Source organism: Curtobacterium sp. MCBA15_013 (genome assembly GCF_001865095.1).
Taxonomy (GTDB): Bacteria; Actinomycetota; Actinomycetes; order Actinomycetales; family Microbacteriaceae; genus Curtobacterium.
Map to the genome: position 1 here is coordinate 81,306 of NZ_MJGQ01000045.1, position 21,017 is coordinate 102,322.

The window sequence follows — 21,017 nt, forward strand, 5'->3', positions numbered from 1 at the left end:
GCACCACCGACCCCACTCACATCCCGAACGGAAACAGCATGAAGACAACGAAGTTCCTCAGCGTCGCCGCCGTCGCGGTCGCCGCGACCGTCGCCCTCGCCGGCTGCAGCACCGGCGGCAGCGGCGCCGGCTCCGGATCCGACACGGCCGCCGCGAGCTGCAAGCCGTCCAGCGGCAAGGTCACCCTCGACTTCACGACCTGGGTGCCCAACATGGACAAGGTCGTGGACATCTGGAACGAGGAGCACCCGGACATCCAGGTCAAGGTCTCCATCGTCGCGAACGGCAACAGCGGCACGTACCAGAACTTCTTCAACCAGCTCAAGGCGAAGCAGGCGCCGGACATCGGTCAGGTCGAGTACGACACCCTGCCGGCCTTCCGCGTGCAGGGCGGCCTCGAGGACATCGGCGCGTGCTCCGGCATCAGCGCCGCGAAGAAGGACTTCTCGGACGGCCTCTGGAACCAGGTCACGTTCGGTGAGTCGAAGTCGGTCTACGCCGTGCCGCAGGACTCCGGCCCGATGGCCCTGTACTACCGCAAGGACCTGTTCGAGAAGGCCGGCCTCGACGTGCCGAAGACGTGGGAGGAGTACGCCCAGGACGCCGTGAAGATCAAGGCGCTCGGCGGCAACATCACCAACTTCGCCAAGGGCGACGTCAACCAGTTCGCCGGGCTCGTGTCGCAGGCCGGTGGCCAGTGGTTCTCGAACTCCGGTTCGGACTGGACGGTGAACCTGACCGACAGCGCGTCGAAGAAGGTCGCCGACTACTGGCAGGACCTCATCGACAAGAAGCTCGTGAACACCCTGCCGAGCTTCACCGACCAGTGGAACAGCGCCTACGACAAGGGGCAGGACTGGACCTGGGTCTCGGCCGTCTGGGGCGCGAACACCATCTCGAGCGGTGCGCCCTCGACCTCCGGCAAGTGGGCCGTCGCGCCGATGCCGCAGTGGACCGCGGGTGAGTCGAAGTCCGCTGCCTGGGGCGGTTCGTCGAACGTCGTCTTCGCGGGGAGCAAGCACCCGGCCGAGGCGTCGGAGTTCCTGGTCTGGCTGAACACCTCGAAGGAGGCGCTCGCCGCGCTGAACAAGGAGGCCAACCTCTACCCCGCCTCGTCGACCGGCGCCGAGCTGCCGGCGCTGACCGAGGGGCTGCCGTTCTACGGGAACCAGAAGATCTACGAGGAGTTCGCGACCGCGGCGAAGGACATCCAGCCCTTCACCTGGGGTCCGACGATGACGCAGACCTACTCCGACGTGTCGGACGGCTTCGGGCAGGCGGCGTCCGGGCAGGGCACGCTCCTCGACGCGCTCGAGTCGGGGCAGTCGAAGACCGTGGCGGCGCTGAAGGCGCAGTCGATCCCGGTGAAGGGATGACGCGCGGGTCCTGACGCGCGCCCACGACGGACGGGAGGCACGGTGCCAGCTGGCACCGTGCCTCCCGTCCGTAGTGGGTGCGGTGTCAGCGCATCGCCTCGCCGGCCGATCCGTACAGGCCCGTCGCGAGGTCGGTGAGCACCGCGAGCAGGCCGCCCGCGTGCGTCCGGTCGACCTCGGCGAGCACCTGGGCGTACCGCTCCCGGTGCTCGCGGACGACCCGCTCGCCCTCGGGCAGGAGCCGCAGCAGCGAACCGCGCCGGTCGTTCGGGTTCGGCGCGCGCTCGAGCAGGTCGGCGGCCGTCATGCGGTCGATCATGTTCGTCACGGCACCCGAGGTCAGCCCGAGGTACCCGGCCACCTCGGTGGGGGTGGAGTAGCCGGTGTCGCTCACGAGCACCAGGGCGCGCAAGGCGTTCTCGTGCACGCCGGCCCGCGCGCTGAGCTGTCCGACGAGGCTCGCGTTCGCGCGCACGACCGCGTCGAACGCCGCGATGAGGTCGGCCGGATCGGTCGGGTCGGTCGGCGGCGCAGGGGTCACGGGTTCCTCGCTTCGGGTCGGGTGCGGTGGCGTCCCTCGCACTGGGGTCAGTATACGAGTGGTCAATTTGATGAATGACTGACTATCTTGATGATCGAAGCAAACGAGCCCGAGCCGATTGCTCCTCCACTTCCCTGAACGCCCGACCGAAGAGGTTCCCGTGTCCGACAAGCTCCGCACCTCCGCCCTGAAGCGGATCCGATTCGCCCCCGTCGCACTCCTCGCGGGCATCTTCGCCGCCGTGCTGCTCTCCCTCTCGCTCACCGGCACCCTCTCCGGGTTCGCCGCGAGCATCACCAACAGCAGCAACACCGCAGCCAGCGGCACGCTCACGATGCAGGAGCAGAACGCCGGCGGAACCGTCACCTGCACGAGCACCGACGGCGGCTCGGTCTCGACGAACTCCGCCACGTGCTCGACGATCAACAAGTTCGGCGGCAGCACCACGATGACGCCCGGCAACACCGTCACGACCGCGATCTCGATCAAGAACACCGGCACCGCGAACGCCTCGACGTTCACCCTGACCCCGGGCGCCACGTGCACCCAGTCGGCGAACGGTTCGGTGAACGGCACCGCGACCGACCTCTGCGCGAAGATGAACCTCGTCATCTCCTCCGGCTCGACCACCGTGTTCAGCGGCACGCTCGCCAGCTTCAAGGGCGCGGCCGCCTCGGCGTTCACGATGCCCGCCGCACCGGCCGCCGGCGCCTCCGTGCCGTTCACCTTCGCCGTCACGCTCGACTCCTCGGCCGGCAACACCTACCAGGGCCTCGCCGCCTCCGTGCCGATGACCTGGACCTTCACGGCCTAGCCACCCCGACCGGCGACGCTCGACCGACCCCCCTCCGGTCGAGCGTCGCCACCCATCACCCCACCCCGTCCCCCCCCCCCACCGCCCAGCCGCACACGACCGGAGCAGCAGATGAGCCAGACCGCCGCCATCCCGCTCAGCGGCACGCTCGACCGTCCGCTCCTCGGCGGCCACACCGCCACTCGCTTCGAGACGGTCCTCGCCTGGACGGTCGCCGCGGTCGCCGCCGTCCTCCTCACCGCCGCCCTGCTGTTCCTGTCCGCCGCTGGGCGGTGGTTCGTCGTCGAGACGCCGTCGATGGGTGAGGCCGCGCCGGTCGGCACGCTCGTCCTCGACCTGCCCGTGGACGTCGCCACCCTGCGCGTCGGCGACGTCGTCTCCTTCGAGACCGCGGCGAACCCGGGCGTCGTCTACACCCACCGCATCATCGACGTCGACGCCGCCGGACTGCACACCCGCGGTGACATCAACGGCGCGACCGACCCGTGGACGCTCACGCAGGAGAACGTCATCGGTTCCCCGGTGCTCCTCGTCCCGAACCTCGGGTGGCTGTTCCGGGCGGCGCCGCTCCTGCTCATCGGCACGCTGGTGATCTGGACGCTCACGAGCGTGTTCACCGACCGGGTCACCCGCACCTGCCTCCGCATCGCCGGCGGTGCACTCACGCTGTCGTACGCGGCCTTCATCCTCAAGCCGTTCGTCAACGTCACGACCATCACGAACTCGGCCACCCACCGAGGCGTCGAGGCCACCATCGTGTCCTCCGGCATGTTCCCGGTCCGGGTCGAGGCCCGTGGTGCCGAGAGCGTCCACCTCGTCGACGGGCAGGTCGGGCACATGGTCATCCGCGAGCTCACGAGGAACGGGCACTACCAGCTCACCTCGAACATCGACCTCGGGCCGGTCGGGTGGGCACTCCTCGTCGTCGCCTGCCTCGTCCCGCTCGTGCTCTGCCTGGCCGTCGGTCGGGTCGAGGCGGTGCGTCCCTCGTGAGACTCCGCCGCCTCCGTGACGGTCGCGTCGTCGCCCTCGTCCTGGTCCTCGCCGTCGCCGTCGTCGGCCTCGCCAACGCGTTCGCACCGACGCGGTCCGCCTTCAGCGCCGTGGTCGCGAACACCGGCAACAGCGCCGCGACCGCGCCCTACTTCACCTGCGCCGCAGCGGTCGGCGCCGACACCTCGACCGCCCTCTTCGCCTACCGCCTCGGCGAGGCCTCCGGTTCGACGACCGCCACGGACTGGTCCGGCAAGGCCCTGAACGGCACCTACCAGGGCTCGATGACGGCGACCACGCCGAGCCCGAACGCCTGCCCGCGCGACGCCGGGAGCTCGTACGCGCTGAACGGTTCGACGAGCTTCGTCTCGACGCCCCGGTCGTACCCCAACCCGACCACCTTCAGCGAGGAGGTCTGGTTCCGCACGACGGTCGCCGGCGGCATGCTCGTCGGGTTCGGCAGCAACCAGGTCGCCGCCTCCGGGCAGCACGACCGCCAGGTCTACCTCAACACCGCCGGGCAGCTCGTCTTCGGCACCTACAACGGAACGACCCAGGTGGTGACGTCACCGAAGGCGTACACGGACGGCGCGTGGCACCACGTGGTGGCGACGATGTCCGCGAGCACCGGGATGCGGCTCTACGCGGACGGTGCCCTCGTCGCGTCGAACGCGGCCTTCACGACGCCGGAGAACTTCACCGGGTACTTCCGGGTCGGGTACGACACCGTGTCCGGGTGGCCCGGGCAGCCGTCGAACTTCGCCTTCACGGGGTCGATGCGGTACGCGGCGGTCTACGGCTCCGTCCTGTCCGCGACCCAGGTCGCGAACCACGCGGCGGCGGGTCGCTGAGACGCCGACGGACGGGAGGCGCGGTGCCAGCCGGCACCGTCCCTCCCGTCCGCCTGTCCGTTCGTCGGGTCCGCGTCGTTACGCGATCGCCATCTCGTTGGGCACGCCGGGCAGCACGTCGCTCGAGGCGATGGTCTCGCCGGTCGTGAGGTCGACCGCGTGGACCTGCCGCTCGGCAGGGTCGGTGACGTAGGCGACGTCGCCGGCGACCTTCAGCGCCGGGTGGGCGTCCTGCCACTCGGCCGGTCCCGCCCACGGGTCGATCACCGGGAAGGAGTCGAGCAGCTCGCCGGACGTCGTGTCGAAGGTGTGCAGCGCGCCGTCGTCCCCGAGCACGACGGCCTCGTCCTCGGGACCACGGGCGAGGTCTCGGAACGTGTAGCCGACGCCGCCCGGCACGTCGGCGACCCGGTAGGAACCGGATGCCGCGTCGATCAGGGCGATCTGGTGGAGGAGGTACCCCTCGCTGTCCGGGTCGTCGTTGTAGTCGCCGAGCGCGATCGAGGACGTGTCGGTCGTGAACAGGTTGCCGGTCCGGCCGTACTCGGTGGGGGCGTCGAGCTTCGTGAACGCGCCGTCGTCGTACACGAGTGCCCCGTCGGTGCACCCGAAGACCGCGACGTCGCCCTGGACCGCGCCCTCGCCGTGCACGTTCGGGCACTCCTCGGAGCGGGTGGTCTCGTTCCCGTCCGCGTCCAGCGCACGGACCCCGCTGCGGGACTCCTCGTCGCCGATGGTGGTGAGCAGCGTGCCGTCCTCCAGCACGATCGCGACGCCGTGGTGCGCGGCCTCGGACTCGGTCGTCTCGGTGTCGGGCAGTTCGGCGCCGTCGAGTTCGGTGTTGTCGAACGTCGTCACCTGGCCGGTGCCGTCGGCGAAGAGCGCCGTCCGGTCGCCGTGGACGACCGCGTGGCCACCGGTGTCGGCGGGGAAGACCGCGTCGGTGAGGGCCGGATCAGCCGCGGTGTCGAGCACCCGGAAGCCGCTCGGCACCGTGACGAGCACGTGCCGTCCGTCACCTGCCGGGTTGACGCGGGTGAACCCGTCGACGGCGTCGTCGGTCAGGACGCGCAGGTCGTCGTCGAGCACGAGGAGGCCGCCGTCGTACGTGAGCGTGATCCGGGTGCCGTCGGCGCGCTCGGTCGCGGTGCTCGTCGGCTCGGAGGGGGAGGGGTCGGCGGCGCAGCCGGTGAGGGCAAGGGCGGCCGCGCTGAGCAGGGCGGCCGGCAGGGCCGCGGTGCGCAGGGACTTGGTCGTCGTCATGCAGAACACTGTACTGATTCTCATTCTCAATTACGAACCGACAGTCCGTCGACGATAGCCTCGGTGTTCGACCGCATCATCCCGAGGTAGGTGGACGCGGGTCCGTCGGCCGTGAGCGACTCGGTGGCCAGCGGGCGGATCTCGACGTGCACGTCGACCTCGTCCGCGAGGACCTGGGCCAACCGGGCCGGCTGCGAGGCATCCGCGAAGACGGTCGGCACGCCGGCGTCCGCAATCGCGTCGGCAAGGTCCCGCAGGTCAGCCGCGCTGGGCGAGGCGAGCGTCGTCCCGCTCGGGATGACGGCTCCCACCACCCGGAAGTCGTACCGGTCGGCGAGGTACCCGAAGACGTGGTGGTTCGTCACGAGGGCGCGCTGCCCGGGGCTGAGCGCGCCGAAGGCCTGCTGCATCTCCCCGTCGAGCGCGTGCAGGGCGTCGAGGTAGTCCGCGGTGCCGGTCGCCTGGACGCCCACGTCGCGGAGGTCGTCGTCGAGCGCCTCGACGACGTCGACCATCCGTGCGGGGTCGGTCCAGAGGTGCGGGTCCGGGCCGCTGTCGTCCTCGGTCGTCCACTCCAGGGCGTCGACCGCGTCGCCGGCCGTGAAGACCGGGACGCCGTCGTCGGCCGCGGCCCGGACGTGCCGGGACACGCCCTCCTCGAGGCCCAGCCCGTTCTCCACCACGAGGTCGGCGGTGCGGAGTCGCGCGGCCTCCTGCGCGGAGACCTCGAACGAGTGCGGGTCCGCTCCGGCGGGCATGAGCACCATCACCTCGGCCGCGTCGCCGACGACCTCCGAGACGACGTCGCCGAGGATGTTCGTGGTGACGGCGACGAGTGGCCGGTCCTGCCCGGGAGCAGCGGTGCACCCGCTCGCGCCGAACGCGACACCCACCACGGCGAGGACCGTGACGACGACGGCCCGTGTGCGTGCCCGCGTCACAGTCCGACCTCCGCGAACGCGGCCGGGGCCACGCCGAGGTCGATGGTCCGGGCGACCCGCGCGCCGTCGGCGAAGTCGATCTCGTGCACGGTCCCCGTCCCGCGGTCGGCCAGGTAGGCGCGGTTCGCGTCGACCTGCAGCAGGGGCGGGGCACCGTCGGCGACGAGCGGGTCGGTCGCGACGATCGCTCCGGTGGCGAGCGTGTGCACCACCACCCGCCCGGTGTCGTCGACGCCGACCACGTGCTCGTCGGCGTCGTCGACCGCGGCGACGGCGCGGAGCGGGCGCTCGGTCGGCACCAGGCGCCACGAGTGTTCGCGGCTGTCGAGCAGCCAGAAGCCGGCGTCACCGGCCAGGCCCGCGACCGTCGGTCGTCCGGCGCGGGCGGCGAACGAGGCCGGCCGTTCGGCGCCGTCGGGCAACGGCACCGCCGTCGCGCCGTCGTCGTCCACGACCACCGCGCCGTCGGAACAGCCGACGACCGAGCCGGCCCGGGTGACGATGCCTCCGGCCGGGTCGGTGCACGCCGCCTCGGTGCCGGTCGGCGAGCCGTCGGCGTCGAGCACCCGGACGACGTCGTCGGTCGCGGCGACGAGGCGGTCTCCGTCGGGGAGCAGGACCCGTGCGTCGATCCGGGTCCGTTCCTCGACGGTCCCCTGGCCGAGCGCGGCCCGGTCGAGGACGACCGCCTCGTCCCGCTCCGGCCAGGTGATCGTCGTGGTCGTCTCGGAGGAGTGCACCTCGACCGGACCGCCCCCCGCCATCGTGCCGACGACCCGCGGCTCCGCCGCGTAGTAGTGGGTGTGGTCGCCGTGGTCGACCGTCCAGGCGCCGCCGTCCACGATCGTGGTGCGGCTGTCGGAGCTCGTCACGAGGAACCGGCCGTCGGTGGCGGAGTGCGTGGGCACGTCGACGTCGTCGAGCGCGGTCGTCTCGCTGCTGAGCAGGTCGTGCAGCGCGGTCTCGCCCGTCCCGGAGACGGCCAGGAGGCGCAGCTGCGGTTCCCGGGATTCGCTCGCCCCCTCGACGAAGCCGTGTGGCCGGGCGGTCGCGCTGGGGTCGCCGGGGGCCGTGCCCGACGAGCAGCCCGCCGTCGCGACGGCGAGCCCGACGACGAGGCTCGTGGTGAGCAGGGTGCGCGTGGGAGCGCGCCGGGTGGAGTGGGTCATGCTGCCTCTCGAGGTGCTGGTACTGCTGTCGGTGGTTCCGTCCCGGGGGTCCGGTCGCGGACCCGGGTGCTGAGCGACGCGGCCGTGCGCGAGAGGCCGACCCCGGCGACGGCGACGGCGGCGATGCTCGCTCCCGCGGCGGTGCCGAGGTGCCACGAGACGAGCAGCCCGACGAGGACGGCCGCGATGCCGATCCCGGCGGCGAGCACCATCGTCGAGCCGACGTGCCGGGTCCACGCACGGGCGGCGGCTGCCGGGGCGAGGAGCAGTCCCACGACGAGCAGCGTGCCCACCGCCCGGTACGAGGCGACGACCGCGAGCGTGACGAGCCCGACCAGCACGATCTCGGCGGCCCGTGGGCGGAGGCCGAGGGTCGCGGCCTTCCGGACGTCGAACGCCGCTGCCGTGAACGGACGGTGGAAGAACACCGCGGTCCCGAGCGCCACCGCGACGGCGATCGCCAGGCCGGTGAGGTCCGCACGGGTGACGGCGAGGACGTCACCGAACAGGATCGCGGTGACGTCGGTCGCGAAGGACCTCGAGGAGGAGACGATGATCACCCCGAGAGCGAGCATGCCGACGAACAGGAGCCCGATCGACGTGTCGTACGAGAGCCGGGCCCGACGGCGGAGTGCGCCGACCCCGAGCACCATCACCGCGGCGCTGGCGGCGGCGCCCAGCGCGACGGGGAACCCGGTCAGCGAGGCGATCGCGACGCCGGGGAGCATGCCGTGCGACAGCGCTTCGCCGAGGAAGGCCATGCCGCGGACGAGGACCCACGTGCCGACGACCGCGCAGAGCACCGCCGCCAGTCCGCCGCCCACGAGGGCACGGACCATGAAGTCGACGGAGAGGGGATCGGTCAGCCAGGTCACGGTCGGAGACGCTACATGAAAATGACTATCGATACTGATAGTGTCCTCAGGTGCCCACGACGACCGACGCTGCCACCCTCGACGTCGCCGGACTCGTCGTCCGACGCGGCGACCGGACCGTCCTCGACGGGGTCGATGCGACCTTCCCCGCCGGTTCGGTCACCGCGCTGACCGGGCCGAACGGCTCCGGCAAGTCGACGCTGCTCGACGCGCTCGCCGGGGTCGTGACGCCGGATGCCGGCGCGGTGACGCGCCGCACCTCCGTCGGCGTCGCCTACGTGACCCAGTCGGTCCCGCCGAGCGCGCTCCCGCTCACCGTCCGTGCCACGGTCCGCATGGGCCGGTGGTCCGGCCGTCCGTGGTGGCGACCGCTCGTGCGTGCCGACCGCGACGTGGTCGACGAGCAGCTCGACCGGATGGGGATCGCGTCCCTGTCGGACCGGCCGCTCGACGAGCTGTCCGGTGGGCAGCGTCAGCGGACCCTCGTCGCGCTCGGACTCGCGCAGCGGGCGGGGGTGCTCCTCGTCGACGAGCCCACGGCCGGGGTGGACGCCGAGTCGGGTCGGCTCGTGGTCCGCGCGCTCGCCGACGAGGCAGCGTCCGGGGTCGTGGTCGTGCACGCCACGCACGACCCGACGGTCATCGCCGGAGCGGACCGGGTCGTCCGGCTCGGCTGACCGTGGCGGCGCCGTCCGTCGGGACCGTCAGGGGCAGGCGACGGCGACGGAACCGGTCGCGGTCGTCTCCGCCGGAGCGGCGGCACTTTCCGGAGCGGGGGCCGCGGGAGCGGCGACCTGCGCCGAGGCGGCACTCGAGCGGCGCGCACCCAGCGTCACGAGCACGATCGCCCCGACGACCGCGACCCCGCCGGCGAGCCAGAAGTCGACGGCCAACCCGAAGGACGACACCGCGGCGCCGCCGAGCACCGACCCGGCCGCGATCGCCAGCTGGATCGTCGTCACGAACAACGCGAGCCCGGTCTCCGACCCCGCGGGCGACGACGTGGACATCCAGGTCTGCATACCGAGCGGCAGTGCTCCCCACACGAGGCCCCACACGACCAGCAGGACGAACACCCCGACGACCGAGTGTGCGAGCAGCGGGAGCAGGACGACCGCACCGGCGAGGACGAACTTCGCGGAGCCGATCGTGCCGAGGACGCTCCGACCGAGCGTGAACCCTGCGACGAAGTTCCCGACGATGCCCGCGATGCCGAAGACCAGCAGCGCGATCGTCACGGTGTCCGCGCCGACCCCGACGAGGTCCTGCAGGTACGGCGCGATGTAGGTGTAGGCGGCGAACTGCGCGGTGAAGAGGAACGCGGCACCGATCAGGCCGACCCGGGCCCTGCGCACACCGAGCAGCGACCCGAGCGTGCCGAACCGGACGCGCTGCTGGGCGGGGATACGCGGGAGCATCGCGAGCTGCAGGCCGAGCGCGACGAGCCCGAGCACGCCGCCGATCACGAACGCCAGCCGCCACGTGGCGAGGGAGGACACGAGTGCGCCGAGGGGCAGGCTGACGACGGTCGCGACCGAGACGCCGGCGGTGATCAGGGACGTGGCACGGATCACGGACTCGGGGCGCACGAGGCGTCCGGCGATCCCGGCGCCGATCGCCCAGAAGCCGCCGATGCCGACGCCGAGGAGCATCCGGGCCACGAGCAGCACCCAGAACGAGGGCGCCACCGCTGCGAGCGCGTCCGCGACGACGAGCAGCACCGTCAGGCCGACCAGGACGACCCGGCGGTCGAGCGCCGACGTCCACACGGTGACGACCGGCGCGGCGACCGCTCCGACGAGGCCGGTCGCGACGACCATGAGCCCCGCGGTGCCGACACCGACGTCGAGGTCGGCGGCGATGGCCGGCAGCAGGCCGATCGGGAGGAACTCCGACAGGACGAGGACGAACGATCCGAGTGCGACGGATGCGACGCTGAGCCACCCACGGCGCGTTGCTGACGAGGTCATGCGGGCGTCAAGCACTCGCCCGCGCGGTCCATTCCCGCGTGACGGGTCGGGTCAGGCGTCGAGGGCCCGGCGCGCGGCGGCGACCACCTCGGCGTCGGTGACGAAGTGCGCCGAACCGTCGTCCGCGCCGCCCATCGGCACGCCCGCGTGGGCGCTGTCGGCGGCGGGTCGCTTCGCCGAGAGGTGCACGGCGGCGGCCCCCGTCGCGACCAGGACGGGGACGTCGGCCGGGGTGACACCGGCGCCCGCCATGACCTGCACGGGCCCGGCGGCGTCGACCATGCGCGTGATGGTCGCGGCACCGGCCACCGCGGTGGGCGCTGCACCCGAGGTCAGCACCCGGGTGAACCCGAGGTCGGCGAGGGTGGCCGCGGCGGCGACGGGGTCGGCCGCGTGGTCGATCGCCCGGTGCAGGGTGACCTCGGCGGTCGCGCTGACCGAGCGTGCGGCGTCGACGAAGCGCCGGAGGGCGTCCTCGTCGAGCGTGCCGTCCGGACGCAGGGCACCGACCACGACGCCCGCTGCCCCGGAGCGCAGGACCGTGCGGACCTCGCGCACCATGAGCTCGACCTCGTCGGGGGTGTGCACGAAGCCGCCGGGACGGCAGCGGACGAGGGCGTGCGCGGGGATGCCGGTCTCGTGGGTCGTCTCGACGAGCGCCTGGGACGGCGTGAGACCACCGAGCTCGAGCCCGACGCAGAGCTCGACACGGTCGGCGCCGCCGTCCCGTGCGACGATCGCGCCGACGGGTGAGGTGACGGCGATCTCGAGGGCGACGGGGGCGGCGGTGGTCACGCGATGGCTCCGAGCGGTTCGTTCGACGGCGGGATGATCCGGGCGCCGAGGTCCGGCGCCGACGGGAACACTCGATCGTAGGGGAACATCGGCCGGACGATCCTGTGGTGTCCGAGCCGCTCGAGGTCCTGGTCGACCCCGCCCGGCGTCAGCGCGAGCATCCAGTCGGCAGCCATGTCGAAGAGCTCCGGCTCGAGGTACCCGATCTTCACGATCACCACGTCGGCGTCCCGCGGGGCGAGGTCGAGGTCGGTGAAGTCGTGCTCGTGGTGGTACGGCTTGCGGAGCGTCGTCAGGATCGCGAACACACTGCCGACCTGCAGCACCACCTCGGTCTCGGCGTCGCGGTCACCGTGCTTGATCGCGTGCACGCGGCCGGTCATCGTGATCGGCCCGGCGTGGACGGCGTCGACCGACGCCCCCGCCGTCACGGTGACCGTCGCACCGACGCCGGCCTCCACCGCCGCCGCGACGGCCGCGGGGCCGGGGACGCTCGCGTAGATCACCGTCGGGCCGTCGGGCTCCGCGAAGGCCGGGTTCGCCAGCACCAGCGTGAGCCCCCACGTCATGTCGCCCGAGCCGCCGGCGGTCGGGTTGTCGCCGGAGTCGGACACGAAGAACGGCCTCGCGGCGCCCGGCGCGAGCGCAGCGGCGAGACACTCGTCGAACGTGCCGGTCGGTGCGACGAACACGAAGTCCTCACGCACGTCCCAGAAGGCCCGCGCGAGTCGTTCGGCACCCGCGGCGACGGCGTCGGCGTCCCAGCCCGTGACCACGGTGACCGCGCGGTCGCGGGGCTGGTCCGCCCAGGCGTAGCCGACCCAGACCGCGGCGTCGAGCACGCCCTCGGTCTGCTCGACGAGCGGCACCTGCGCGTACAGCGACGCCGCAGGCTCGAGGCGCGTCGAGGTCTGCTCGCCGGGCAGGAGCACGGGGATCGGCACCCAGGCCTTCACCGGGCGCTGCTGCCCGACCGGTCGGGTGGTCAGCACGTCGACCAGGTTCCGGACGGCGCGCTCCTTCGTCTCGAGGGCGTCCTCGTGCGGGGCCATCCGGTAGCAGGTGACGAGGTCCACCTGGTGCGCGAGCTCCGCCGTGACGTTGCCGTGCAGGTCCATCGACGCCGACACGATGACATCGGGACCGATCACCGCGCGGATGCGGCCGAGGAGGTCGGCCTCGGCGTCGTCCAGGCCCTCGACCACCATCGCGCCGTGGATGTCGTACCAGAGCCCGTCGACGTGCTCGGCCTCGACGATCGCCGCCAGCCGCGAGACGATCTCCGCCGCGAGCGACTCGTACGAGTCACGGTCCACGATCCCGCCCGGCAGCGCGTGCCCGATGAGCGCCCCGCGGAAGTCGGCGTGCGCCGACAGTGGCCCGAGGAAGTCGTAGCGGGCCACGACCTCGTCCCCGCGGTCCGGGTGGAACGCCGGTGCGTGGGTGCGCGTCGGCGTGAACGTCGAGGTCTCGATGGCGAGACCGGCGATCGCGATGACCGGGCGGTGGGTGGCGGGTGCGGTGGACACGGGCTCAGACACGGACGTTCCTGTTCCTGGTGGTGGACTGGGGGATGGGCGCGGACAGTTCCTCGAGCGACGCGGCGAGACCTCGCTGCAGGGCGAACTGACCCGCCCCGACGAGCCCTGCGTCCGCGCCGAGCGAGACCGGCTCGATGACGAGGTGCTGCGTCATGAGCGGGTGGCAGCTCTCGTACAGCTGGCTCCGCACGGCGGCGATGAACGGGTCGAGGGTGGAGAGGATGCCGCCGAGGTACACGGCGTCCGGGTTGAAGAAGTTGACGTTCGCGGCGAGCACCTCGCCGAGGTACCGGCCCGCGAGCCGCACGGCCCGGGTCGCCTCGGGGTGGGCGTCCGAGGCCAGGCGGACCACGTCGGCGGTCGAGGAGACGTCGACCCCGGCGTCCGACAGGATCCGCACCAGGGCGGCTCCGGACGCGACGGTCTCGAGGCACCCGGTGTTCCCGCACGAGCACGGGGTGTCCCCGGCGGCGTCGATCCGGACGTGCGTGATGTCCCCGGCCGAGCCCGTCGCCCCGCGGTACAGCCGTCCGTCGATGACGATCCCGGCCCCGATCGCCGAGCCGGCCTTGATCGTGATGGTCTGCCGCCGGCCCGGGTCCTGCACGGTCTGCTCGCCTGCCGCCATGCAGTTCGCGTCGTTGTCGACGACCGCCGGCAACCCGAACCGCTCGGTCAGCCACGACGCCACCGGGAACCCGTTCCACCCCGGCATCCGGCTCGGCAGGTCGACCACGCCGGCCTCGACGTCGACCGGCCCCGGCAGACTGAGGCCGACGCCCCGCAGCCCGTCGCGACCGCGCTCGTCGGCGAGCCGCTCGAGCAGGGCCGCCAGCCGCTGGAGTCCCGCGGTCGGGCCGTCGGAGAGCGCGAACGGGACGTTCGCGACCGACTCGAGCGCGCCTCCTGGCAGGACGATGCCGATGCGCGCGTGCCCGCCGCCGACGTCCGCGGCGACCGCGTACTCGTCGACGCCGCCGATGCGGAGCACCTTGCGGGGACGGCCGCCGGTCGAGACGTCGGTGCCCTCCTCGGCGAGCAGCCCGTGCGACAGGAGCTGCGCGACCACGTGGGACACGGTCGAGGGGGCGGCGCCGAGCAGCGCGGCGATCTCCGTCCGACTGGAGGCCTGCCCGGACGCGACGAGCTCCAGGACGCGGGCGCTGAGGTCCGGCACGACTTTCTCCAATCCGGGCGGAACGTGGCGGGTGACCACCGACTGCCGCGAGCCTAACCGGCAGATCGACCGGTCCACCCTTTCGCCCGAACGGCAGAAACGAACTATTTACACGGAGATGTTTGTTTTTCCAACGGCTTTGGACATTGACTGTCCCCGTGCCGCTCGGCACGCGTGCTCCACACCCCGAACCTCCCACGCACCAGGAGACACACATGACCAAGCCCCGTCGCTGGGCGCTCCTCACCGGAGCCGCGATCGCCGTGAGCGCGTTGCTCGCCGGCTGCTCCGGGGGCGGCAACGCCTCGTCCGGCAGCAGCTCCGACACGATCGACTACGCACTGCCGGCCAACTTCACGCCGAACTGGATCCTCCCGATCGGCACCGCCGCGCACCTCAACACGAACAACGGCTCGATCGCGCAGTCGCTGTACGAGCCGCTCGTCGCCTACGACGGCTCCACCGGCAAGATCGCGTGGAACAAGGCCGGTTCGGTCGCGACGGACGCGACGTTCGCGAGCGACTCGAAGAGCGTCACGGTCACCCTCGGCGACCGGCACTGGTCCGACGGCAAGCCGATCACGAGCCGGGACGTCGAGTTCTGGTTCAACCTGATCAAGGCGAACAAGGACGAGTGGGGCTCCTACTCGAAGGGCAAGGCGCCGGACAACTGGACCTCCTTCACAGCCGACGACGACACGCACTTCACGATCACGTTCGACAAGGCGTACAACCCGGACTGGATGCTCGCCAACCAGCTGAGCCACATCATCCCGCTGCCGCAGCACGCCTGGGACAAGACGAGCGCGAGCGCGAAGGTCTCCGACGCCGACGAGACCACGTCCGGTGCGAAGCAGGTGTGGAAGTACCTCAACACCGCCGCCGGCAAGATCTCCGACTACGCCAGCGACGACCTGTGGAAGACCATCTCCGGCCCCTACGGCGTGAAGACGTTCACCACGGCGGGCAAGGTCACCCTGACGGCGAACACGAAGTACGACGGCGGCGAGAAGCCCTCGATCACGACGGTCAACCTGCTGCCGTTCACCACGACGGACGCCGAGGTGAACGCGGTCCGCTCGGGCGAGGTCGACTACGGCTACATCAACGCCACCGACATGGACCAGAAGTCGTCCTTCACGTCGAAGGGCTACGACGTGCAGCCCTGGACCGGCTGGGCGATCACGTACATGCCGTACAACTTCAACAACCCGGACATGGGCGCCGTGTTCAAGCAGCTGTACGCCCGCCAGGCCGTGCAGATGTCGATCGACCAGACCTCGCTGTCCAAGGTCGTCTTCAACGGCACCGCCACCTCGACCTACGGACCGATCCCGCAGGCGCAGGAGTCCGACTACGTGTCGAGCACGCAGAAGGACAACCCGTACCCGTTCAGCACGAAGAAGGCCAAGGCGCTGCTCGAGTCCCACGGGTGGGCGGAGCAGGGCGGCACGATGGTCTGCACCGACCCCGGTACGTCCGACAGCCAGTGCGGCGAGGGCGTGAAGCAGGGCACGAAGTTCACCATGAACGTCCTCTCGCAGTCCGGCTCGACCGTCACCGACAACATGATGAGCGCGATCCAGTCCTCGCTCGCGAAGACCGGCATCGGCTTCACCATCAAGACCGCGCCGGTGTCGAGCGTCCTGTCGCAGACCCCGACCTGCACGAGCGACGAGGCCAGCTGCGACTGGGACCTCTCCTTCTTCGGCACCGCGGGCAGCTGGTACTTCCCGGCCTACCCGACCGGTGAGTCGCTCTTCCAGACCGGCGGTTCGGCGAACTTCGGGTCGTACTCCAACGCCGACGTGGACAAGCTCATCGACGCGACGACCACGTCGCCCGACGCCACCGCCGTGCAGGACTACAGCGCCGCGGTCGCGAAGGACCTGCCGGTGATCTGGCTGCCGAGCCCGGACTACCAGATCTCGGTCGTCAAGCAGGGGCTGACCGGGTTCGACCAGGACTCGCTCGCCAACTTCCACCCCGCCCAGTGGAAGTGGTCGAAGTAACCACCTGACACCCTCTGGAGGCGCGGCGCGGGTCCGACCCGCACCGCGCCTCCCGGGGCCCACCGCACCAACCCAGACGACGGAAGCCGCATGACCACAGCTCTCTACCTCACCAGGCGCGTCCTGCAGGCGCTCGCGGTGATCCTCATCGTCACGATCGTCGTGTTCTGCCTGCTGCACGCCCTGCCGGGCGGGCCCGCCCGCGGCGTGCTCGGCGTCTCCGCGACGCCCGCGCAGATCGCCGCGTTCAACACGGCGCAGGGGCTCGACCAGCCGCTGCCCGTGCAGTACCTCCGGTTCCTCGGCCGCCTCCTCACCGGCGACCTCGGCACGTCGTACACGCTCAACGAGCCGGTCTCGCAGCTCATCACGGAGCGGCTGCCGAAGACCCTCGTCCTCACCGGGATGTCCGCGGTTCTCGGCATCGTGCTCGCGATCCCGGTCGGCATGTGGCAGGCGGTCCGGCGCAACGGCGCGGTCGACTACGCGGCCACCGCGCTGGCGTTCGTCTTCTACTCGACGCCCGCGTTCTTCCTCGGGCTCGTCCTGATCATCGTCTTCAGCCAGCAGCTGCCCTGGCTGCCGTCCCAGGCACCGAGTGGGAACACCCTCGCCGAGGTCTTCCAGGACCCGGCCGGGCTCGTGCTCCCCGTCGTCACCGGTGCCCTCGCAATGATCGCCGTCTTCAGTCGGTACATGCGGGCCTCGACGCTCGAGAACCTGCAGGAGGACTACGTCCGCACCGCCCGCGCCGGCGGTGCCTCGACCGCGGCGATCCTGCGCCGGCACGTGTTCCGGAACTCGCTCACCCCGGTGGTGGCGATGCTCGGGTACTACCTGCCGGTGCTGTTCGGCGGGGCGCTCGTCACGGAGCAGCTGTTCAACTACCCCGGCATGGGGCTCCTCTTCTGGAACGCCGCGCAGACCTCGGACTACCCGACACTGCTCGGGTGCGTCCTCGTCATCTCGATCGCGACCGTGGTGGGCACGCTGCTCGCCGACGTCGCGCAGTCCTTGATCGACCCCCGAGTGAAGGCAGGCCGCGCATGACCGCACAGCTGGCACCCGAAGCCCCCGGAGCGGCGTCGCTCGTGCAGCCCGTCGCCGCCACCGGCTGGCGCCTCGCCGTCCGCCGCTTCCGCCACAACACCCTCGCGGTGATCGGCCTCGTCGTCATCGTCGTCATCGTGCTGTTCTGCTTCGTCGGTCCGTTCCTGTACCCGACCGACCAGACGCACACCCAGCTCTCCCAGGCGAACCTCGCCCCCGGCGCCGCGCACCTGCTCGGCACCGACGCCGTCGGGCACGACGTGCTCGGCCGGCTGATGTTCGGCGGCAAGGTGTCGCTCATGGTGGGCATCGCCGCCGGCGTCCTCGCCACCGTCGTCGGCACCCTCTGGGGCTCGATCGCCGGGTACGTCGGCGGCTGGGTCGACGCGGTGATGATGCGCGTGGTCGACGCCGGCATCGCGATCCCGGCGCTCTTCATCCTGCTCGTCATCTCGGCGATCACGACGCCCGGTGTGTGGGGACTCATCGTGATCCTCGGCTTCGTGTCGTGGCTCGTGCCCTCCCGGCTCATCCGCGCCGAGACGCTGACGCTGAAGAACCGCGACTACGTGCTGACCCTCCGCGCGATCGGCGGGTCGCACGCCCGCGCGATCGGGCGCCACCTGCTGCCGAACTCGGTGTCCACGATCGTCGTCGCCGCCACGTTCCAGGTCGCCGACGCGATCCTCCTCGTCGCCTACGTCTCGTACCTCGGGTTGGGCGTGCAGGCACCCGCGACGGACTGGGGTGGCATGCTCTCGGCAGGACTCACCGCCGCCTACTCGGGGCGGTGGTGGCTCATCGTGCCACCGGGTCTCGCCGTGATCCTGGTCGTCTGCGCGTTCAACGCCGTGGGCGACGGGCTCCGGGACGCCTTCGACGTGAGGGGCCGTTGATGTCCATCCTGACCACCACCGACCTCGGGGTCTCCTTCAGCACGGAGTCCGGCACGGTCGACGCCGTCCGCGGGGTCTCCCTGCACGTCGAACCCGGTGAGACGCTCGCGCTCGTCGGGGAGTCCGGTTCCGGCAAGTCCACCGTCGCCCTCGCCGCGATGGGGCTGCTGTCCGGCAACGCCGCCGCCACCGGCAGCGCGGTCGTCGACGGCCACGAGATCGTCGGCGCCGCCGAGCCCGCCCTGCGTTCGCTCCGCGGCAGCACCGTCTCGATGGTCTTCCAGGAGCCCGCGACCGCCCTCGACCCGCTCACCCGCGTCGGAGCGCAGATCGCCGAGGTCATCCGGAACCACGGCGACGTCTCGGCAGCGGACGCCGCGGCACGGGCCGTCGACCTGCTCGACCGCGTGGGCATCCCCTCGCCCGCGCAGCGCGCCAGGGCGTTCCCGTTCCAGCTGTCCGGCGGCCAGCGGCAGCGCGTGGTCATCGCGATGGCGATCGCGAACTCGCCGAAGCTCCTCATCGCCGACGAGCCGACGACGGCCCTCGACGTCACCGTGCAGGCGGAGATCCTCGAGCTGCTGCGTCGCCTGGCGGCCGACACCGGCACGGGAGTCCTGCTCGTCACCCACAACATGGGCGTCGTCGCGGACTTCGCGGACCGGGTCGCGGTCATGTTGCAGGGGTCGATCGTCGAGACGGGCTCCGTCGAGGACGTCCTGCTCCGGCCGGAGCACGAGTACACGAAGCGGTTGCTCGCGGCGGTGCCGCGACTGGCCGTGGCCGGGGCCGGTGCGGCCGTCACGTCCGGTGCGTCCGGCGTGGCCGTCGCGTCCGGCGCGGCCGTCGCGTCGGGTGCGTCCGGTGCGTCCGGCGTCGTCGTCGCGTCCGGTGCGTCCGTCGCGGACGGTTCGGACGGGAGGCGCGGCGCGGCCCCGGTGGTCGACCTGCGGGACGTCTCGGTGACGTTCGGGCGCGGGGCGCGCGCCGTCCACGCGCTGCAGGGCATCGACATCGCCGTGCACGCCGGCGAGACCGTCGGCCTGGTCGGGGAGTCCGGTTCCGGCAAGTCCACCGCGGCTCGGGTCGCGCTCGGCCTCGTCAAGCCGACGTCCGGCAGCGTGCACCTGTTCGGCTCCGACCTGCGCACGGCGCGTGGTCGCGACCGCCGAGCGCTCCGGTCGGGCATCGGCGTGGTGCTGCAGGACCCGGTGGCGTCGCTGGACGCCCGGATGTCCGTCGCCGAGTGCATCGCCGAACCGCTCGCCGTGCACCGTCGCGGCATGTCCTCCGCCGACCGTCGGAAGCGCATCGACGAGGTCCTCGACGCCGTCCGGCTGCCCCGGACCCTGGCGTCGCGTGCACCCCGGGAGCTCTCGGGCGGACAGCGGCAGCGCGTGTCCCTCGCCCGGGCGCTCGTGCTCTCGCCGCGGTTGCTCGTCGCCGACGAGCCGACCAGTGCGCTCGACGTCAGCGTGCAGGAGACGGTGCTCGAGGTCCTCCGCGAGCTGCAGGACGACCTCGGGTTCGCGTGCCTGTTCGTCTCGCACGACCTCGCCGTCGTGCAGCAGTTCGCCGAGCGGGTCGTCGTGATGCGCCAGGGTGTCGTCGAGGAGCAGGGCACGACCGGTGCCACCCTCATGCACCCGACCACCGACTACACCCGACGGCTGCTCGCCGCCGTGCCCGTCCCCGACCCCGTGGTGCAGCGGCAACGCCGGGTCGAGCGACTCGCGACCCTCGGGGCGGTGACCGCGTGAGCGAGGTCGTCGCCGGCGTCGACGTCGGCGGGACGAACACCAAGGTGGTCCTCGCGACCCCGGCGCTCGAGGTGATCGACCGCATCGACCTGCCGACGCCCGCCCACGCGGGTGGCGCCGCGATCGTGACGGCCGCCCTCGGTGCCGTGACGGACCTGCTCGACCGGCACCGCGCCTCCGTGACCGGTGTCGGGGTGGGCGCTGCCGGCGTCGTCGACGCGAGCACGGGGACGGTGCTCGTGACGGGCAACTCGTTCACCGGCTGGGCCGGTTACGGCGTGACGGACGCGGTCACGTCGGCCCTCGGCGTCCCGGCGACGCTCGACAACGACGTGAACGCGTTCCTCCTCGGCGAGGTCGCCGCCGGTGCCGTGGCGGGGGAGCCGGACGTGCTCGGCATGACGCTCGGGACCGGGGTCGGCGGTGCGCTCGTGCTCGGCGGCTCGCTGTTCGCCGGGCCCCGCGGCGCGGCGGGCGAGATCGGCCACGTCCCGGGCTTCGGTGACGCGGTGTGCACCTGCGGGCAGGTCGGCCACCTCGAGACCATCGCCGGGGCGCGCGGCATCGCGGACCGCTACGCCGAACGGACCGGTCGCCGGGTCACCGTCCGCGAGGTCGCCGACGCCGCACGCGCAGGGGACCCCGACGCCGCCGCGGTGTTCGAGACCGCCGGCTGGGGGCTGGCGCGTGCTGCCCTGCTGACGGCGGGGATCCTCGACGTGACGACCATCGTCATCGGCGGGGGGATCGCGCGGTCCTGGGACCTGCTCGAGCCGGCCATCAGCGCTGCCATCGCCCTGGAGCCCCCGGTGAGCGGGGCGCCGATCCGGCTGGCCCTGTCGTCGCTGGGGTCCGACGCCGTGGCGCTCGGTGCCGCTGCGCAGGTGCGGGACCTGGTGCTCGGGAGTGCGCCCGCGCGCTGAGGCGACCGCTTCCCGGAACGACGAGGAGCCGGCCTGGACCACCTGATCGCGTGGCCCAGACCGGCTCCGG

Annotated in this window: 19 protein-coding genes; 10 read left to right on the forward strand and 9 right to left on the reverse strand. The window is 72.1% G+C overall.

The features are described 5' to 3' along the window. Nucleotides 1-38: 38 nt before the first annotated feature. Entirely contained in the window at nt 39-1,376 is a 1,338-nt protein-coding gene (locus tag BIV01_RS14260; RefSeq protein WP_071303279.1) for an ABC transporter substrate-binding protein, read from the forward strand. Nucleotides 1,377-1,461: 85 nt separating this feature from the next. Here BIV01_RS14260 and BIV01_RS14265 read toward each other — a convergent pair whose 3' ends face one another. Further along, nucleotides 1,462-1,917 carry a MarR family winged helix-turn-helix transcriptional regulator gene (locus BIV01_RS14265; protein ID WP_071303280.1) on the reverse strand — a complete coding sequence of 152 codons (456 nt, stop codon included), beginning with the start codon at nt 1,915-1,917 and terminating at the stop codon, nt 1,462-1,464. 160 nt (nt 1,918-2,077) lie between these two features. On the opposite strand from BIV01_RS14265, the gene BIV01_RS14270 reads away from it, so the two are divergent. From BIV01_RS14270 to BIV01_RS14280, 3 genes are all read left to right on the forward strand, one after another. Further along, the gene (locus BIV01_RS14270) at nt 2,078-2,731 is read left to right on the forward strand and encodes a hypothetical protein (protein ID WP_071296464.1); all 654 of its coding nucleotides are present in this window, start codon (nt 2,078-2,080) and stop codon (nt 2,729-2,731) included. A 111-nt stretch (nt 2,732-2,842) separates the two neighbouring features. Further along, nucleotides 2,843-3,724, forward strand: a complete 882-nt coding sequence (locus tag BIV01_RS14275) for a S26 family signal peptidase (RefSeq protein ID WP_071303281.1) — start codon at nt 2,843-2,845, stop codon at nt 3,722-3,724. Continuing rightward, nucleotides 3,721-4,575 (forward strand): LamG domain-containing protein, encoded by an 855-nt coding sequence (locus BIV01_RS14280; protein ID WP_071303282.1) that lies wholly within the window; start codon nt 3,721-3,723, stop codon nt 4,573-4,575. The genes BIV01_RS14275 and BIV01_RS14280 overlap by 4 nt, the downstream gene beginning before the upstream one ends. Nucleotides 4,576-4,653: 78 nt before the next feature. On the opposite strand, the gene aztD is transcribed toward BIV01_RS14280, so the two are convergent. Genes aztD through aztB form a run of 4 tightly spaced genes read right to left on the reverse strand, consistent with a single transcriptional unit; the run spans nt 4,654 to nt 8,823 of the window. Continuing rightward, complete coding sequence (gene aztD, locus BIV01_RS14285) at nt 4,654-5,838, reverse strand: zinc metallochaperone AztD (protein WP_071303283.1); 1,185 nt, start codon at nt 5,836-5,838, stop codon at nt 4,654-4,656. Between the two features lie 26 nt (nt 5,839-5,864). Beyond that, the gene (locus tag BIV01_RS14290; RefSeq protein ID WP_083414059.1) at nt 5,865-6,779 is read right to left on the reverse strand and encodes a metal ABC transporter substrate-binding protein; all 915 of its coding nucleotides are present in this window, start codon (nt 6,777-6,779) and stop codon (nt 5,865-5,867) included. After that, on the reverse strand, nt 6,776-7,948 hold the full coding sequence (locus BIV01_RS14295) for a hypothetical protein (RefSeq protein WP_071303284.1): 1,173 nt from the start codon (nt 7,946-7,948) through the stop codon (nt 6,776-6,778). The genes BIV01_RS14290 and BIV01_RS14295 overlap by 4 nt, the downstream gene beginning before the upstream one ends. Continuing rightward, nucleotides 7,945-8,823 carry a zinc ABC transporter permease AztB gene (gene aztB, locus BIV01_RS14300; RefSeq protein WP_071303285.1) on the reverse strand — a complete coding sequence of 293 codons (879 nt, stop codon included), beginning with the start codon at nt 8,821-8,823 and terminating at the stop codon, nt 7,945-7,947. Before aztB ends, BIV01_RS14295 begins: the two co-directional genes overlap by 4 nt. A gap of 50 nt (nt 8,824-8,873) precedes the next feature. Here aztB and aztA point away from each other — a divergent pair, with 50 nt between their 5' ends. Next, nucleotides 8,874-9,500 (forward strand): zinc ABC transporter ATP-binding protein AztA, encoded by a 627-nt coding sequence (gene aztA, locus BIV01_RS14305; protein ID WP_071296458.1) that lies wholly within the window; start codon nt 8,874-8,876, stop codon nt 9,498-9,500. 27 nt (nt 9,501-9,527) lie between these two features. Here aztA and BIV01_RS14310 read toward each other — a convergent pair whose 3' ends face one another. The 4 genes from BIV01_RS14310 to BIV01_RS14325 are packed head-to-tail and all read right to left on the reverse strand — an operon-like array spanning nt 9,528 to nt 14,306. Then, complete coding sequence (locus BIV01_RS14310) at nt 9,528-10,793, reverse strand: MFS transporter (RefSeq protein WP_071303286.1); 1,266 nt, start codon at nt 10,791-10,793, stop codon at nt 9,528-9,530. 51 nt (nt 10,794-10,844) lie between these two features. Beyond that, nucleotides 10,845-11,588, reverse strand: a complete 744-nt coding sequence (locus BIV01_RS14315) for a copper homeostasis protein CutC (protein WP_071303287.1) — start codon at nt 11,586-11,588, stop codon at nt 10,845-10,847. Next, on the reverse strand, nt 11,585-13,129 hold the full coding sequence (locus BIV01_RS14320; RefSeq protein ID WP_071303288.1) for a M81 family metallopeptidase: 1,545 nt from the start codon (nt 13,127-13,129) through the stop codon (nt 11,585-11,587). The genes BIV01_RS14315 and BIV01_RS14320 overlap by 4 nt, the downstream gene beginning before the upstream one ends. Continuing rightward, nucleotides 13,122-14,306, reverse strand: coding sequence for an ROK family protein (locus BIV01_RS14325; RefSeq protein ID WP_083295119.1), 1,185 nt, complete (start codon nt 14,304-14,306; stop codon nt 13,122-13,124). Before BIV01_RS14325 ends, BIV01_RS14320 begins: the two co-directional genes overlap by 8 nt. 215 nt (nt 14,307-14,521) lie before the next feature. Here BIV01_RS14325 and BIV01_RS14330 point away from each other — a divergent pair, with 215 nt between their 5' ends. The 5 genes from BIV01_RS14330 to BIV01_RS14350 all read left to right on the forward strand — a co-directional run bounded on the left by BIV01_RS14330 (nt 14,522) and on the right by BIV01_RS14350 (nt 20,947). After that, entirely contained in the window at nt 14,522-16,318 is a 1,797-nt protein-coding gene (locus tag BIV01_RS14330) for a peptide ABC transporter substrate-binding protein (protein ID WP_071303289.1), read from the forward strand. A gap of 90 nt (nt 16,319-16,408) precedes the next feature. Further along, complete coding sequence (locus tag BIV01_RS14335) at nt 16,409-17,368, forward strand: ABC transporter permease (RefSeq protein WP_071296453.1); 960 nt, start codon at nt 16,409-16,411, stop codon at nt 17,366-17,368. Beyond that, a complete protein-coding gene (locus BIV01_RS14340; RefSeq protein ID WP_071296452.1) occupies nt 17,365-18,264 on the forward strand; it encodes an ABC transporter permease in 900 nt (299 codons plus the stop codon). The genes BIV01_RS14335 and BIV01_RS14340 overlap by 4 nt, the downstream gene beginning before the upstream one ends. Then, nucleotides 18,264-20,024 carry a dipeptide ABC transporter ATP-binding protein gene (locus BIV01_RS14345; protein WP_071303290.1) on the forward strand — a complete coding sequence of 587 codons (1,761 nt, stop codon included), beginning with the start codon at nt 18,264-18,266 and terminating at the stop codon, nt 20,022-20,024. Before BIV01_RS14340 ends, BIV01_RS14345 begins: the two co-directional genes overlap by 1 nt. Then, a complete protein-coding gene (locus tag BIV01_RS14350; RefSeq protein ID WP_070417277.1) occupies nt 20,021-20,947 on the forward strand; it encodes an ROK family protein in 927 nt (308 codons plus the stop codon). Before BIV01_RS14345 ends, BIV01_RS14350 begins: the two co-directional genes overlap by 4 nt. Nucleotides 20,948-21,017 lie beyond the last annotated feature (70 nt).